Raw genomic sequence first — 14994 nt, 5'->3', positions numbered from 1 at the left:
GATGTGCCGACAAGAGGGGTGAAAGGGTCACACCCCGATACGAGGCGAGCCGATGAGACTTCCGATGGCCGTACCGCCCGTTGTCGGCTACGCCGTGCTCCATCTGATCGCCGTGCTGGCCGGCGCCGGGACGACGATCGGCGACCCCGGCGAGCCGATGATCTGGCCGGCGTTCGGCATCGCGGCGATGTGGCTGGTGGCGAGCGGGGAGTCCCGCTGGCGATGGGCCGCGACCGGGGCGATCGGGCTGTTCACCGCGGCCGGGATGGCCGCCACCGGCGCCGGCCTCGGCATCGCCCTGGTGGAGGGCCTGGTGGCGATGCTGGGCGCGGTCGTCTTCGCGATCGTGGTGGTCCGCCTGCCCGGACTGCAACCGCCCGCCGCCGGCGCCCGGCCGTTGTTGAGCCTGCCCGACCTGTGGGACCTGCTGCTCTGCGCCGGCGTCGCCGCATTGGCCGGCAACCTGCTGCGCATCGCCGGCGACCTGGTGCTCGACGGGGAGCGGACGTTCTCGGTCACCGGTGCCGCCGCCCTGTTCCTGCGGGACATCGTCGCCGTGCTGGTGTTCGGGACGGCCACCCGGCTGCTCGGCGGCCTTCTCGGCGTCGGGCGGAACAAGCTCGTGGAGGGCCTGGCCGTCTTCACCGTCTCGGCCATCGCCTACTGGGCGGTGTTCAGCAGCCAGGAGGATCTGCCGATCGGGTTCGTCCTGATCCCGCTGACCGTGTGGGCGGCCATCCGGCTGCCCACACCGCTGGTGGCGTTCCACGCCGTCGTGTTCGACTGCGCGGCCCTGCTCTACACGGTGGGCGGCCACGGCCCGTACGCCGTGGTCGCCGACGCCGAACTGCGGGCCATGCTGATCCAGCTCTACGCCGGCATCCTCGGCTGTGTCGGCCTGGCCCTCGCGCTGAGCCGCGACGAGCGCGACACCCTGATCGGGCGTCTCCAGGTCTCCGAGCAGGAGGCCACCGACAAGGCCACGATGATGACCACGGTGGTCAACTCGATGACCGAGGGCCTCGCCATCCTCGACCACACCGGCCGTCTCGTGCTGCGCAACCCGGCCGCCGGCCGCCTGCTCGGCTCGGCGTCGGCGGTCACCGGTGAGGTGGCGCTCGGCAGCGATCACGGGTTCTTCCAGCCGGACGGCTCCCCGCTGTCCGACGCCGAGCTCCCGCACGTACGGGTGCTGGCCGGCCACGACGTCGAGCCGATGGACGTGCTGGTCCGCAACTCGGCGGTGCCGGAGGGCCGGGTGGTCCGGTTCAACGCGGCCCGCCTCACGCTCGGCACCGGCCCGTACCACGTGGTGGTGGTCTTCCACGACGTGACCGCCGACCGGCGGCACCGGGACGAGCTGATGTCGTTCGCCGGCCGGGTCGCGCACGACCTGCTGAACCCGCTCACCACCATCGAGGGCTGGGCCGAGGTGCTGGAGCAGGAGCTGGCCGGATACCGGCCGGCCGAGCGGGTGCAGCGGATCCAGCGGGCCGCCGCCCGGATGCGCACGTTCCTCAACGGGCTGCTCGCCTACACGGCGGCCCGCGACGGCAAACTGATGCCGACGACGATCAACATGGCCCTGCTGGTCGGCGACATCATCAACAGCCGGCTCGACCAGGCCGAGAGCGCCGGCGCGGCGCCACCGTACTTCGAGGTGGGCCGGCTCGACCCGGTCGAGGCCGACCCGGTGCTGCTGCGGCAGCTGCTGGAGAACCTGATCGACAACTCGCTGCGGACGATGGCCCCCGGCGTCGGGCCCTACCTGGCGATCTCCTGCCAGCCGGCGCCGAACGGGCTGCTGCGCATCGACATCCTGGACAACAGCCTCGGCATCCCGCCGGGCACCCGGCACGAGGTGTTCACGAACTTCCACCGGGAGAAGGGCTCGACCAGCACCAACGGCCTGGAGCTGGCGATCTGCAAACGGATCGTGGAACGGCACGGCGGCACGATCGAGGCGACCGCCAATCCGTACGGCCAGGGCACCCGGATGTCCTTCACGCTCCCGGTAGGCCGTTCCGCCTACGCCCGGGCGCTGGCCCCGACGCGCTAAAGCGGCGGCACCGCGCCGAGCATGTCGAGGACGCCGCCGAACAGCGCCGTCGTGCCCGCCTGGTCGAGGTGCTGCGCCTGCCAGCCGCGGTCCCGCAGCCCCTGGATCACGCCGATCACGGTGGTCCGCGCGGTCCGCAGAGTGGCCGGCGAGAGCAGCACCGCCGAAGTCCCGTCGGAGTGCGCGGCCCGCGCCGCCGAACCGAGCGCCACCAGGGCGGCCGCCGCGCCGTTGAGGATCTGCGCGACGTGCAGCCGGTCCCGGTCCAGGTTGAACGCGGCCACATGCACGGCCAGCCCGAGCGCGGTCATCAGCCGGCCGGTCTCGTCGCCGCTGAGCACCGCCGGCATGGTCGCCGAGTCGTCCTCGACCGCGGTCACCCCGGAGCAGAACCCGTTGACCAGATCCTCGGCCACGTCCACCGGCACCAGGTCGCTGTCACCGGCCCGGCGGCGCAGGGCGGCCTCGATCGCGTCCCGCACGATGTAGTCGGGCACCACCCGCTGCTGGTCGGCCAGCCGCCGGATGATCACGGCCACGATGTCGTCGACACGCATCGCGCCGGGCTGCTCCATCCCACCACCCTATTGCCTACGCGGCGGCGGGCAGGGCGACCCGGACCGTCGTTCCGGCGCCGCCACTGTCCACGGTCACCGTTCCGTGGTGCGCCTCGATGATGTTGCGGGCGATGGTCAGGCCCAGACCGACTCCGGGCACGGCCTGCTCCCGGGCGTGCCGCCCGCGATAGAAACGATCGAAGACGTACGGCAGCTCGTCGGCCGGTATGCCGATGCCACCGTCGCTGACCTCCACGAGCGGCCGCGGCACGGCGCTGGTGACGATCGTGATCGGACGGTCGGCCGGGGTGAAGAGCAGCGCGTTGCGCATCAACTGCGACAGGGCGTGCGCGAGGCGGGGAAGGTCGGCGCGGACCGGGACTTCAGCGCCACATCGCAGCCGTACGGTCTCCGCGCGCAACGCGACGAGCGGACGGCAGCCGGTGAACGCCGCCTCGACCACGGTGTCCAGGCCGACCGGCGCCACCGGGGCGGGCATCGGCGCCTCGGCCGGCCGGGTGCCGGCGAGCAGGTGGTCGACCATCTCCACCAGGCGCTCGCCGTTGCGGTGGATCGGCTCGATCAGCCGCCGGTAGGGCGCCAGGTCGTCCTGGTCGCCGAGGATCTCCAGATAGCCCTGGATGGACGCGACGGGCGTACGCAGCTCGTGGGTGATCGTGGCGACCAGGTCGTCCTCGCGTTTCGAAGCCCGGGCCAGTTCGTCGCCGAGGCCGGCCATCCGCAGCCGGTTGCGGATCGCGGTCAGGTGCACCGCCGCCTGCCCGGCGAACGTGACCAGGTTGCGGACCTGTTTGTCGTCGACGTCGCGGGGCCGGTCGTCGATCACGCACATCGCGCCGAGCGTGTGCCCGTCCTCGTCGACGATCGGCGCGCCGGCGTAGAACCTGATGTTCGGGTTGCCCGTCACGTTGGGCAGGCCGGCGAACCGGCTGTCGCGGGTGGCGTCCGGGACGATCAGCGGTCGCCCGGCCGGGACCACGTGTTTGCAGAACGACACGTCCAGGGGCGTCTGCTCGTCGGCGAGACCGTGGCTGCCGGCGAACCACTGCCGGTCCCGGTCGATCAGGGAGACCGCCGCCATCGGAGTGTCGAACATCGACGCGGCCAACCGGGTCAGATCGTCCAGAGCGGCCGGCCGTGGCCGGTCGAGCACCTCGTACGACTGCACGGCGGACAACCTGGCCCGCTCGTCCTCGTCCCGGGGATTGTGCTCCACGACTACCTTTCGGCGAACGGTCAGCGGAGCTGAGCGGAATCCGGCACGGGTTGGCGGTCCGCCCCGGCGGCCGGCACCGAGAACTCGAACCGCGATCCACCGCCCGGATTGTCGGTCGCGGTGATCGTCCCGCCGTGCCGTTCCACGATTCGTTTGCAGATGCCCAGACCGAGCCCGGTCCCGGCGTACCCGAGAGTGGAGTGCGCCCGGTGGAAGTTGCCGAAGATCTCGTCGTGCTGCCCGGCCGGGATGCCGATGCCGTTGTCCGCGACACACACCAGCACCATGTCGCCGGCCCGGGTCGCGGTCACGGTCAGCGCCGGTGTCACGTCCCGCGCGGTGTACTTGATGGCGTTGCCGATCAGGTTGTCCAGCAGTTGCCGCAGCAGCACCGGATCGGCCTGCACCGGCGGCAGATCGGCGACCGTGAACCGGGGCGCCGGCAGGCCGGCCGCGATGGCCGCGTCGAGCCGGGCGACGGTCACTTCGGAGACCATCTGGCCCAGGTCGACGGCGACCGGGGCGACCGTCGCGTCCCGGGCCGTGGTGTACGCGAGCAGCCCGCCGATCAGCGACCGCATCCGCCCGGCGGCCCGGTCCACCCGGCCCAGGGCGTCCAGCGCCAGCCCGGCCTCCGGCGTCCGGGGCAGCCGCTCGACCGCCTCGGCGGCCGTCTCGGTCCAGCCCTCGACCGCGGTCACCGGGTTGAGCAGGTCGTGCGCCACCACCCCGGCGAACCCGGCCAGCTCGTCGCGGTGCCGGCGCTCGGAGGTGACGTCGTGGAACAGGAACACCACCCGCCGGGCGCCGTCCGGGTCGCGTACCGCCGCGGTCCGGACGCAGACGATCTGCCCGGCCGACGCGCCCGGCCGGCGGATCAGCACATCGGTCTCCGGGACCTCCTCACCGGCCAGCGCCCGGGTGAAGATCTCCTCGAAGTCGCCGGTCGGCCCGTCGGTGAGCAGCCCGTCGGCGGCCGGGTTGCTGAGCACCACCCGCCGGTCCGCGCCGACCACGGCCAGCCCGTCGGTGGTCGAGTCGATGATCGCCCGCAGCAGCTCGGCCCGCTGCGACGCCTGCTCCCGCTCGGCGGCCAGCTCGGCCTTCTCGGCGGCCAGGTCGGTCATCAGGACGTGCCGCTCGTCGCGGCCGAGGGCCAGGGCCAGCCCGATCACCGCCACCATCGCGACGTACAACTGGGCCACGCAGGCCCGGGCGGCCGGGTTGTCGATCGCCGCGAACGGCCCGTAACCGTTCAGGGTGAACAGCACCGACACGACTCCGGCGGCCAGGTCGTGCGCCACCACCAGCGGGGTGGGGAACCGGATGCCGGCCCACACCGTCACGGCGATCAGGGCGAACGCGATCGGCAGGCCCCGGGTCAGGGCGAAACCGGCCAGGTATGCGGCCGACGAGCAGAGCGCCAGGGCGGCGTACTCGACCAGGCGCGCTCGTGGGGTGGCCCGCCACCAGCCGAGCGGGGAGCCGTACCGCTCCCGGAATTTGCGGATCGCCGGCACGGCGCACAGCCCGGCCGCGCCGATCAGCAGGATGGCCGCGGTGTTGCGGGACAGCCAGACGAGCGTGGCCGCCCACGAGTGCCGTCCGGTGAGCAGCCACATCCCGGTCGGCCCGGCCGCGGCGCCGGCCACCGTCGAGGCGGCCGCGGCGGCCAGCAGGGCCCACAGGTCGCGGGCGCTGTGCAGGCCGGAGGTGGGTCGCAGGTCCGGCCGCCAGCGGGCCAGCAGATGCAGGAAGACCGCGACCTGAACCAGGTTGGCGCTGACGAACACCATCGCCATCACCGGCGTCGCGCCGGTCGCCATGTTCACCACCAGGGTGATCATGGCGAGCGCGACGACGTCGGCCCAGCGCGCCGGGGCCTCCCGCTGGGCGCAGAACCAGACCACCGCGACCCCGGCGGCCGGCCACACCATGCTCAGGTTGGTCTGGTCCATCACGGTGAGACGGCCGGCCCAGACCGCGACCAGGAACGCGACTGCGAACATGCCGGTCCGAGCCAGCGATCCGCGGTACGTCATTCCGCACTCCCCAGGAGACCCGTCGGGCCACCTATCGGCGGAAAACGTGTCGAACTGAGCGTCAGCCCACCGCGGCGCGGCGTGCCGTGTAGTCGTTGCCGGAGCGCTGGCTCGGGTACTGGATCAGGTTGTCCGGCTGGTCGTCGTAGGCCGAGTCGGCCCAGCGCGCCCGCGGGGTGCTCTCCAGCGGGTCGGTGTCGTAGACCGACCGGGTGTGGAACCGCTGCGCGTAGTCGAGCATGCCGTCGACCAGCCGGTCCACGTCACCCGCCGGGCGCACCACGAGACGCATGAACTGGCTGGTCATGCCCAGCTTGTTGCCGCACTCGCGGGTCATGATGCCGTGGTTGGCGACCAGGTAGTCGCGCAGCGCCACCCCGGACCACTCGTTCGGCAGCTTGACCAGGAAGAAGTTGCCCTGCGACGGGAAGACGGTCAGGCCCTGGATGCGCTGGAGCTCCCGGCCCATCGACCGGCGGTCCCGGCTGAGCAGGCGCAGGCTCTCCTCGTACTCCATCTCGTGGTCGGAGATCATGTGGACGACCTTCTCGGCCAGCGAGTTCAGGTTCCACTTGGGCAGCATCTTCGCGATCTTCCCGGCGATCGCCGGGTTGGCCAGCATGTAGCCGAACCGGATGCCGTGCAGGCCGAAGTTCTTGCCGAGGCTCTTGAGCACCACCGCGTTCGGGCGGATCACCGCGTCCGGGCCGACCGACGGGTACCGCTCGGCGTCCGAGAAGTCGATGAACGACTCGTCGACGACGACCAGGTCCAGGTCGCTGAGCGCGTCCATGAACCGGATCACGTCCCGGCGCGGGATGTAGTGGCCGTCCGGGTTGTTGACGTTGCAGACCACCGCGACCCGGGACTTGCGCTCCCGGATGAACTGGACGTACTCCTCCAGGTCGAGGCGGAACCCGTCGCGCTCCTGGAGCGGGAACATGTCGACCCGCTTGCCGGTCTCCATCGGCTGGTCGGTCCACCGGCCGAAGGTCGGGATCGGGATCGCCACGCTCTCCTTGATCAGCAGGTGGTCGATCCAGGTGATCAGCTCGGTCGAGCCGTTCGCCATGGCCACCGTCTGCGGGTGCAGGCCCAGGACGCCGGCCAGCTTCTTGGTGATCGTCGACGAGTCGCTCGGGTAGTACTTGAGGATGCTCTTCAGGTCCCGGGTCAGCTCGTCGAACATCTCCGGGGTGGGGAAGTACGGGTTGCACGGAATGCAGAAGTCGACGATCTCGACGCCTTCTCCCGCGGCTCGCGACACGTCGAAGAACGATGCGCTGTGTGAACCCTTGTGCAGGATCGAAGTATCGATGCCGGTCCGCGCCACAGTAGTCCTCCCGAACCCCTCGGTGATGGTGCCGCCCTCCGATACGGGCACGAGGGTTGAATCGTTCGATACTTAATTCTCAGGAAAGAAACAGCTTCCGCCACGATTGATCAACTAGCTCGTTCTCTTCTCAGGTGGCCGTGACGGAGGGAGAAGGATGCGCGGATTGATCAGGCTCTGGCTGGCGAGCGTCGTGGTGCTGGGGGCGGTGATGACGGCCAGCCCGGCACACGCCGCACCCCGGCCGAGCTCAATCGACCAGGCCCTAGCATGAGGTGACGTTACGGAGGGGGTCCGCATGACCGGGTGGCCGACGGCGCCGGCGATCTACGAGATCGGCACGTGGCCGTGGCTGGCCGGGCTCAGCCGGCGGTACGGCCGTGCGGTGACCCTGGCGACGGTGCCGGGCGAGGTGTGGGACGAGATCGCCGCGCCCGGCGTCGACGCGGTCTGGCTGATGGGCGTCTGGGAGCGCAGCCCGGCCGGACTCGCCGTCGCCATGGAGAACGAGTCGTTGCAGCGCGACTTCCGGGCCGCGCTGCCCGATCTGGCCGCCGGTGACGTGGTCGGCTCGCCCTACTGCGTGCGCCGCTACCACGCCGACGACCGGCTGGGCGGCCCGGCCGGGCTGGCCGCCGCGCGCGCCGAGCTGAACCGGCGTGGCCGGAAACTGATCCTCGACTACGTGCCCAACCACGTCGCCCCGGACCATCCGGCCACCGCCGACCACCCGAGCTGGTTCATCCAGGGCGGCCCCGCCGACCTGGCCGCCGACCCGCGCGGCTGGTTCGAGGCGGCCGGCCGGGTGCTGGCGTTCGGCCGTGATCCGTTCTTCCCGCCGTGGCCCGACGTCGCCCAGCTCAACGCGTTCGACGAGGGGCTCCGCGAGGCGACCGTGGCCACCCTGAGCTGGATCGGCGAGCAGTGCGACGGCGTCCGCTGCGACATGGCGATGCTGGTCACCAACGACATCTTCGCCGGCACCTGGGGGGCGTGGGCGGGGCCGGTCCCGGCCGCCGAGTTCTGGCCGCCGATCATCGAGCGGGTCAAGGCCGCGCACCCGGGGCTGGTGCTGATCGCCGAGGCGTACTGGGACACCGAGTGGACGTTGCAGCGGCAGGGTTTCGACTTCTGCTACGACAAGCGCCTCTACGACCGGCTCGTCCACGAGGGCGCCGAGTCGCTGCGCAAGCACCTGGTCGCCGACCGCGGCTACCAGGACCGGCTGCTGCGGTTCACCGAGAACCACGACGAGCCGCGGGCCGCCGCGAGCATGCCGGCCGGCCGCCGGCGGGCCGCCGCGGTGGCCATCGCCACGCTGCCCGGCGCCACTCTCTGGCACGACGGCCAGTTCGAGGGTCGGCGTACCCGTCTGCCGGTCTTCCTCGGCCGCTATCCGGACGAGCCGGCCGACCCGGAGCTGCGTTCCTTCCACCGGCGGCTGCTGTCGATCGCCCCGGGCGTGCGCCGCGGCGAGTGGCGGCTGCTGGACACCCACGGCTGGCCGGACAACCCGTCCCACCGGGACGTGGTGGCCTGGTCCTGGCACGAGGGCGCCGACCGGCGGCTGGTCGTGGTCAACTTCGGTGACCAGCAGGCCCAGGCGCGGGTCACGCTGCCGTGGCCGGGCCTGTCCGGGCGGTCCTGGGAGCTGGCCGACCTGCTGGACGGCCGGGTCTTCGACCGGGACGGTGACGAGCTGGTCGGCGAGGGCCTCTTCGTGGACCTACCCTCGTGGGGCGTTCACGTGCTGACCGTGGAGCCGGCCTGAGACCGAGCCGGGGGAGAACAAGCCGGGGGAGAAACAGCCCAGGCCCGGTGAGTTGTCAGACCAGCGAGCCGGCACGCAGGCGCAGGCGCGGCGGCGTCGCCGGCAGGGCCGCGGCGGCGTCGGCGGCGACCGTCACCACCAGGCAGCCGGGCCGCCGGGCGACCTCGGCGGTGACCCCGAGCAGCCGGGCCGCGCGGACCAGCACCGCGGCGATCTCCTGATCCCGCAACGTCACCCAGAGCAGATGGCCGCGCCGGCGCTGACCGGCCGCGAGCAGAGCGGCCCGCCAGGCGGCCTGCGCGAGGGTGAGCCGCTGCACGTGCCGCGGCGAGGAGGCGCCGAGCTGTTCGGTCCCGAGGAGGGCTTGCCGACCCTGGCGCCAGGCCGCCGCCAGCATCCGGCTCGTCGCCAGACGCTGCGATTCCGCCACGACCACGCGCTGCACCTCGTACCGCCGCCGCCCGCCCCCCGTTCGGATCTCCCGCGCCGCCTCGCAACCGAGGCCGTCGAGCAGGTAGACCAGGCGGTCCGCGGCGTCTTCCCGATCGAACTCGGCCAGCGCCTCACCAGCCCGCGGAACCGGGGCGGGCAGGGGCTGTCGCTGGGTACGGGAGGTGTCCACACACTCGACCAGACAGGCCGACTCGAACGCGCCGGGCAGCGCGTCAGCCAGCACGACCGGACGAATCGAAGTCGGGTCCATCGGCATCTCCCTCCGTGGCTGAGGACACCGTCGCCGATAGAACCGTTCGGCCGGTACTCCCGCGGCGCAGACTTGAGGGAAACTTGCGCGGACCGGGCCGTCCCGCGTGGGGAAACAAAGGTGACCCTTCGAACCAGTCGTCGTGTGGCGCTAGCCGGGCTGGTCGCACTACTCGTCGTCACAGGCTGTGGCCGTGACGCTGCGGAGAATCGCCAGGTGCGGATCGCCACCGGCAGCCCGACCGCCGTCTACTACGCGATCGGCACCGCGTTCGCCGGCATCGTCGACCGGGAACTGCCCGGCACCGACGCCAGCGTCCTGGCCACCGCCGCCTCCAAGGCGAACATGGACCTGGTCGCCCGCGGGGAGGCCGAGGTCGGGTTCGCCCAGTCCGATGTGCTGGTCACCGGCGGCGCCCCGGCGCCCGGGCTGGTCGCGCTGGCCCGCGTCTACGACGACCTGCTGCACCTGGTGGTCCGCGCGGACAGCCCGATCAAGGGCCTGGCCGGGCTGAAAGGCAAACGGGTCTCGGTCGGCGCCACCGGCTCCGGCACCACGGTGACCGTCGGCCGGCTGCTGTCGGTGGCCGGCATGGCGGGCACGGTGCAGCGGCGTGACCTGGGCCTCGACGACTCGATCCGGGCGCTGGAGCGCGGCGAGATCGACGCGTTCTTCTTCTCCGGCGGGCTGCCGGTCACCGGGATCAAACGGCTCGCCACCGGCATCGGCATCCGGATCGTCGACCTGTCCGAATGGGCCGGTGAGCTGCGCAAGGCCTACAGCGACGTGTACGTGGTCCGGGACGTGCCGACCTCCGCCTACTCCCTGCCGCCGGTCGCCACGATCGCCGTCCCGAACCTGCTCGTCGTCTCCGAGAAGATGCCCGAGGACCTGGCGTACGACCTGACCCGCCTGCTGATGGAACGGCGCGGGGAGCTGGCCGCCGCCCATCCGGCCGCCGAGCGCCTGGAGTTGCGGGCCGCGATCTCCACCCTGCCGGTGCCGCTGCATCCGGGGGCGGCCCGGTACTACCGCAGCGTCAAGCCCTGAACCGGATCGTCGCGGCCAGGCCGCCCTCCTCGGCGGGCGCCAGCGTGAACCGGCCGCCGGACGCCTCGACCAGCACGTTCACGATCGACAGGCCCAGTCCGGCGCCGTCCACGTTCTGCGCGTCCGGGGCCCGCCAGAACCGTTCGGTGGCCTGCCGGCACTGCTCCTCGGTCATTCCGGGGCCGGTGTCGCGTACCGTCACCTCGGTTTGACCGTCGGCGGACCGCAACCGGACCGTCACCCGGCCACCGGCCGGAGTGAATTTGAGGGCGTTGTCGATCAGCGCGTCCAGCGCCTGATCGAGGGCGGTGGCGACCAGCCGGGCCGGCACCGGCTCCTCCGGCAGCTCGGCCACCAGCTCGACGTCGCGCCGCTCGGCCAGCGGCTGCCACGCCTTCACCCGGTCCGCGGTCAGCGCCGTCGCATCGGCCGTCTCCACTTCGGGCCGGCCACGTTCGGCGCGGGCCAGCGCGAGCAGCCCGTCCAGCACGTCGGCCAGCCGGTCGGTCTCCTCCAGGGCGAACTCGCGGTCCTCGCGCAGTTCCTCGTCGTCGATCCGGCTGCCCAGGTCCTCGATCCGCAGCCGCAGCACGGTCAGCGGGTTGCGCAGCTGGTGGCTGGCGTGCGCGACGAACGACCGCTGCCGCTCCATCGCCTCGGCCACCGCGTCGGCCATCTCGTTGAAGCTCGCCGACAGCCGGCGCAGCTCGGGCGGCCCCAGACCGGGCTGCACCCGGGCCGCGCTGTCCCCGGCACCGATCTCGTGCGCCGCCGCGTCCAGCCTGGTCACCGGCCGCAGCACCCAGCTGGCCAGCCGGTCCGCGGTGGTCAGGCAGGAGGCCACCGCCAGCACCCCGACCAGGGTCAGCACCAGCCACACGATCAGCACGTCACGGCGGCTGCGGTCGGTCGGCGACACGGTCAGCACCACACCCAGGACCGCGCCGCCGTCACTGATCGGCACGGCCACCATCAGTGGCTCCCGCTCCCACGGCCACAGCGTGCCGGGGGAGCTCACCTGGTGGCCGGCGAGCGCGCCGCGCACCGCGACCGCGGGCGCCGCCGGGGCCGTGCCGAACGCGCTGACCACCTGCTGGTCCTGGTCGACCAGGAGCGTGCCGATGCCGTACAGCTCCTGGTAGCGGCGAAGCTCGTCGTTGAGCGCGTCGAGGTCGCCGGTGCGCACCGCGGGCGCCGCCAGCGACGCGAACCGGGTCGCGTCAGCCAGCCGGTCGGCGACCGCCCGGTCGGTCTCCCGGCTGGCGACGGTGACGGCGAGCGGGATCTCCAGGGCGAGCAACACCATGCAGAGCAGCAGCAGGTAGGTGACCACCAGCCGCCTGCGCACGCCGTCTCCCGTTGCTCATGTAGTGCGCAAACGGTAGCCCACGCCGCGGACGGTCTCCACCAGCCCGGGATCGCCGAGTTTCGCCCGCAGCGACGCCACGTGCACTTCCAGGGTGTGTTTGCCGGACCAGGTGGTCTGCCACACGTCCAGCATGATGCGCTCCCGGGTCAGCGCCACCCCCGGCTGCCGGGCCAGTGAGCTGAGGATGTCGAACTCCTTGCGGGTCAGCGTCACCGGCTCGCCGTTCATCTCGACGGTCCGGGCCGCCGGGTCGATCCGCACCGGTCCCACCTCGACCGCGCCGACGGCCACCGGCGCCTGCCGGACCGTCCGCCGCAGCAGCGCCTCGATCCGCGCCTGGAGCTCGGCCATCGAGAACGGCTTCACCACGTAGTCGTCGGCGCCCACCCGCAGGCCGGTCACCCGGTCGCGCTCCTCGCCGCGTGCGGTGACCGCGATGATCCCGAGGTTCTCGTTCCGGGCCCGCAGCGTGCGGCACACGTCGAGGCCGTCGCCGTCCGGCAGGTTCAGGTCGAGCAGCACGAGGTCACAGGGCGCCGCCTCGAGCGCGGCGGTGGCCGTGGCGGCGTGCTCCACCGCGTAGCCGCGCCGCTGGAGCATCGAGGTCATCACCGCTCCGACCCGGCGGTCGTCCTCGACGAGCAGTATCCGCATCGGTGATCCGCCCTTCCCCCCGGTTGATTTCCGAACGGTAACCGCCCTTTGTTTCCAGCGGGAGTTTCCGGATCACCCTTGGCACGCCCGAAAGACAACGCCCGGGAGGTTAGGTTAGGGTCACCTAACTATGGCGAACTTCAAAATCCGCAAGCCTGTCGATCCCCATGTGTTGCTGCTCGAGGTGACCAAGAGCGAGCGGATCTCGCCGAACGTCGTCCGGGTGACCTTCGGCGGCGAGGGCCTCGACCGGTTCACGCCGCTCGGGTTCGACCAGTGGTTCCGGCTCTTCCTGCCGCGCCCCGGCCAGGACAGCCTGAAACTGCCGACCCGTACCTCCGGGCTCTGGTACGCGCAGTACCTGGCCACCGCCAAGCCGAAGCGGCCGTTCGTGCGCAACTACACGGTTCGCGCCTACCGCCCGGACGGCCTCGACGTCGACTTCGTGGTGCATGTGGACGCCGCCGGGCACAGCGGCCCGGCCAGCGCGTTCGCCCTCGCCGCCCAGCCCGGTGACCAGGCCGGCCTGCTCGACCAGGGGGTCGGCTACAACCCGCGGGCCGACCACGACTGGACACTGCTGGTCGCCGACGAGACCGGGCTGCCCGCGGTGGCCGGCATCTGCGAGTCGCTGCCCGAGGACGCCAGGGGCGTGGCCATCGTGGAGCTGCCGTCCGACGCCGACCGGCAGGAGTTCCGGGTGCCCGCCGGTGTGGACCTGCGGTGGGCCGCCCGGACCGGGCCGGGCGTGCCGGGGCAGCTCGCGCTGTCCACGCTGCGCGCCGCCGAGCTGCCGTCCGGGCCGGTGTGGGCCTACCTGGTCGGCGAGTCGGCGCTGGTCACCGGCGGCCGCCGGCACCTGGTCGAGGACCGCACGGTGCCGAAGACCAGCATCGACTTCATCGGTTACTGGCGGCACGGCCACGCCGCGATGTGATCTAGCAACTGCCGCCGGGCAGGTGCAGGCGGATGACGGTGCCGCCCGACGGTGACTCGCCGACGGAGATCCGGCCGCCGTGCCGTTCGACGATCCGCATGCAGGTGGACAGCCCGATGCCGTGACCCTTGCGGGATTCCGGGTCGACCTGGGCGAACATGTCGAACACCCGGTCCCGCTGGTCCGGCGGGATGCCCAGCCCGTTGTCGGCGACCGACACCACACAGCCCCGGTCGTCGGGCACGCAGCCGACCTCGACGGCCGGCGCCCGGTCCGGATGCCGGTACTTGATCGCGTTGTCGATCAGGTTCTGGAGCAACTGCCGCAGCAGGGTCGGGTCGCCCTCGACGGACGGGAACGGCCCGCCGACGGTGATCACGGCCCCGGCGCTCTCGGTGTGTTCCCGCAGGTCGGCGAGCACCTGCGCGACCACGTCGGTCAGGTCGACGGTCACCGCCCGGAACGGGGCGTGCCCGGCCCGTGCGTAGTCGAGCAGCGCCCGGACCAGCTCCTGCATCCGGTCCAGGGCCCGTCCGGCGCCGGACACCCACTTGGCGCCGCGTTCGTCGAGCTGATCGCCGTACACCTGGCCGAACATCTCCAGGAAGCCGCTGGCGCTGGCCAGCGGCCGGACCAGGTCGTGACTGACCGCCGCGGCGAAGCCCTCCAGCTCGTCGTTGGAGCGTTCCAGCTCGCTGACCGCCAGCCGCAGCTCGGCGTGCGCCCGCTCGCTCTCCACCGCCAGGTCGGCGCTGATCCGGGCCTGCCGGCGGCGCTCGAACAGTCCGACGATGATCTCGGCCAGGTCCTCCAGGCGGTGGATCTGCAGCCGGCTCAGCGCCTTGCTGACCTCGTCGAAGACGCAGAGCGTGCCGAGCGCGTACCCGGCCGGGCTGATCAGCGGCACGGACACGTAGAACCGGACGTGGGCCATCCGCCCGTCCACCCACGGATTTCCGGCGTAGACCGGATTCAGCCGGGCATCAGGCAGGTGGATCACCTTGCCGTCGCGGAACGCGATGTCACACATCGAGTCGGTACGGGCCGAGTCGCTGCCCGGAAACCCGACCGTGGTGAGCTGGCACTGCCGGTTCTCGTCGATCAGGTTCAGGGACGCGGTCGGCACGTCGGCGACCATCGCGGCGACCCGGACCACCGCGGTCAGCTCGTCGTCGGCCGGGGCGTCCAGCAGCTGATACTCGTGCAACGCCGCGAGCCGCTGGAACTCCGCGTCCGGACGCTCGATCGCCAGTGTCAGCACGACCCCCCCGTTCGGCACCGC

Annotated in this window: 12 protein-coding genes; 4 read left to right on the top strand and 8 right to left on the bottom strand. The window is 72.1% G+C overall.

Features of this window, described 5'->3' with window-relative positions; translation table 11 throughout:
- Positions 1–52 precede the first annotated feature (52 nt).
- Complete coding sequence (locus AB0E94_RS21385; RefSeq protein ID WP_360328657.1) at positions 53–2059, top strand: ATP-binding protein; 2007 nt, start codon at positions 53–55, stop codon at positions 2057–2059.
- Here the strand turns inward: AB0E94_RS21385 and AB0E94_RS21380 are convergent.
- The 4 genes from AB0E94_RS21380 to AB0E94_RS21365 form a co-directional block, all read right to left on the bottom strand.
- Entirely contained in the window at positions 2056–2634 is a 579-nt protein-coding gene (locus AB0E94_RS21380; protein WP_360328655.1) for a hypothetical protein, read from the bottom strand. The genes AB0E94_RS21385 and AB0E94_RS21380 overlap by 4 nt on opposite strands.
- A 16-nt stretch (positions 2635–2650) precedes the next feature.
- Positions 2651–3853: a GAF domain-containing sensor histidine kinase gene (locus AB0E94_RS21375; protein ID WP_360328653.1), complete on the bottom strand. Its 1203-nt coding sequence runs from the start codon at positions 3851–3853 to the stop codon at positions 2651–2653.
- Positions 3854–3873: 20 nt separating this feature from the next.
- A complete protein-coding gene (locus AB0E94_RS21370; protein ID WP_360328651.1) occupies positions 3874–5895 on the bottom strand; it encodes an ATP-binding protein in 2022 nt (673 codons plus the stop codon).
- Between the two features lie 61 nt (positions 5896–5956).
- Complete coding sequence (locus AB0E94_RS21365) at positions 5957–7279, bottom strand: histidinol-phosphate transaminase (RefSeq protein ID WP_360328649.1); 1323 nt, start codon at positions 7277–7279, stop codon at positions 5957–5959.
- A 247-nt stretch (positions 7280–7526) separates the two neighbouring features.
- Between AB0E94_RS21365 and AB0E94_RS21360 the strand changes: the two genes are divergently transcribed.
- Positions 7527–8999: an alpha-amylase gene (locus tag AB0E94_RS21360; protein ID WP_360328647.1), complete on the top strand. Its 1473-nt coding sequence runs from the start codon at positions 7527–7529 to the stop codon at positions 8997–8999.
- A gap of 55 nt (positions 9000–9054) precedes the next feature.
- On the opposite strand, the gene AB0E94_RS21355 is transcribed toward AB0E94_RS21360, so the two are convergent.
- Complete coding sequence (locus AB0E94_RS21355) at positions 9055–9702, bottom strand: hypothetical protein (RefSeq protein ID WP_360328645.1); 648 nt, start codon at positions 9700–9702, stop codon at positions 9055–9057.
- Positions 9703–9822: 120 nt separating this feature from the next.
- Between AB0E94_RS21355 and AB0E94_RS21350 the strand changes: the two genes are divergently transcribed.
- On the top strand, positions 9823–10752 hold the full coding sequence (locus AB0E94_RS21350; protein ID WP_360328643.1) for a TAXI family TRAP transporter solute-binding subunit: 930 nt from the start codon (positions 9823–9825) through the stop codon (positions 10750–10752).
- On the opposite strand, the gene AB0E94_RS21345 is transcribed toward AB0E94_RS21350, so the two are convergent.
- Together AB0E94_RS21345 and AB0E94_RS21340 are read right to left on the bottom strand one after the other, a co-directional pair.
- The gene (locus tag AB0E94_RS21345; RefSeq protein ID WP_360328641.1) at positions 10742–12100 is read right to left on the bottom strand and encodes a HAMP domain-containing sensor histidine kinase; all 1359 of its coding nucleotides are present in this window, start codon (positions 12098–12100) and stop codon (positions 10742–10744) included. The two genes, AB0E94_RS21350 and AB0E94_RS21345, sit on opposite strands and share 11 nt — an antisense overlap.
- A 15-nt stretch (positions 12101–12115) precedes the next feature.
- Positions 12116–12775 carry a response regulator transcription factor gene (locus AB0E94_RS21340; protein WP_360328639.1) on the bottom strand — a complete coding sequence of 220 codons (660 nt, stop codon included), beginning with the start codon at positions 12773–12775 and terminating at the stop codon, positions 12116–12118.
- A gap of 130 nt (positions 12776–12905) precedes the next feature.
- Here AB0E94_RS21340 and AB0E94_RS21335 point away from each other — a divergent pair, with 130 nt between their 5' ends.
- Entirely contained in the window at positions 12906–13712 is an 807-nt protein-coding gene (locus AB0E94_RS21335) for a siderophore-interacting protein (RefSeq protein WP_360328637.1), read from the top strand.
- A 1-nt stretch (position 13713) separates the two neighbouring features.
- Here the strand turns inward: AB0E94_RS21335 and AB0E94_RS21330 are convergent, their stop codons facing one another.
- A complete protein-coding gene (locus AB0E94_RS21330; RefSeq protein WP_360328635.1) occupies positions 13714–14973 on the bottom strand; it encodes a HAMP domain-containing sensor histidine kinase in 1260 nt (419 codons plus the stop codon).
- Positions 14974–14994 lie beyond the last annotated feature (21 nt).

The sequence above is a fragment of the Actinoplanes sp. NPDC026670 genome (assembly GCF_040638175.1).
Taxonomy (GTDB): domain Bacteria; phylum Actinomycetota; class Actinomycetes; order Mycobacteriales; family Micromonosporaceae; genus Actinoplanes.
The sequence above is the reverse complement of the archived record's forward strand: the minus strand, read 5'-3'. Positions and strand labels throughout refer to the sequence as shown.

Bases quoted from the DNA above. Each gene is read 5' to 3' on its own strand.
- AB0E94_RS21335 (WP_360328637.1), top strand. From the start codon at position 12,906: ATGGCGAACTTCAAAATCCGCAAGCCTGTCGATCCCCATGTGTTGCTG.
- AB0E94_RS21385 (WP_360328657.1), top strand. From the start codon at position 53: ATGAGACTTCCGATGGCCGTACCGCCCGTTGTCGGCTACGCCGTGCTC.
- AB0E94_RS21340 (WP_360328639.1), bottom strand. From the start codon at position 12,775: ATGCGGATACTGCTCGTCGAGGACGACCGCCGGGTCGGAGCGGTGATG.
- AB0E94_RS21370 (WP_360328651.1), bottom strand. From the start codon at position 5,895: ATGACGTACCGCGGATCGCTGGCTCGGACCGGCATGTTCGCAGTCGCG.
- AB0E94_RS21355 (WP_360328645.1), bottom strand. From the start codon at position 9,702: ATGGACCCGACTTCGATTCGTCCGGTCGTGCTGGCTGACGCGCTGCCC.
- AB0E94_RS21360 (WP_360328647.1), top strand. From the start codon at position 7,527: ATGACCGGGTGGCCGACGGCGCCGGCGATCTACGAGATCGGCACGTGG.
- AB0E94_RS21380 (WP_360328655.1), bottom strand. From the start codon at position 2,634: ATGGAGCAGCCCGGCGCGATGCGTGTCGACGACATCGTGGCCGTGATC.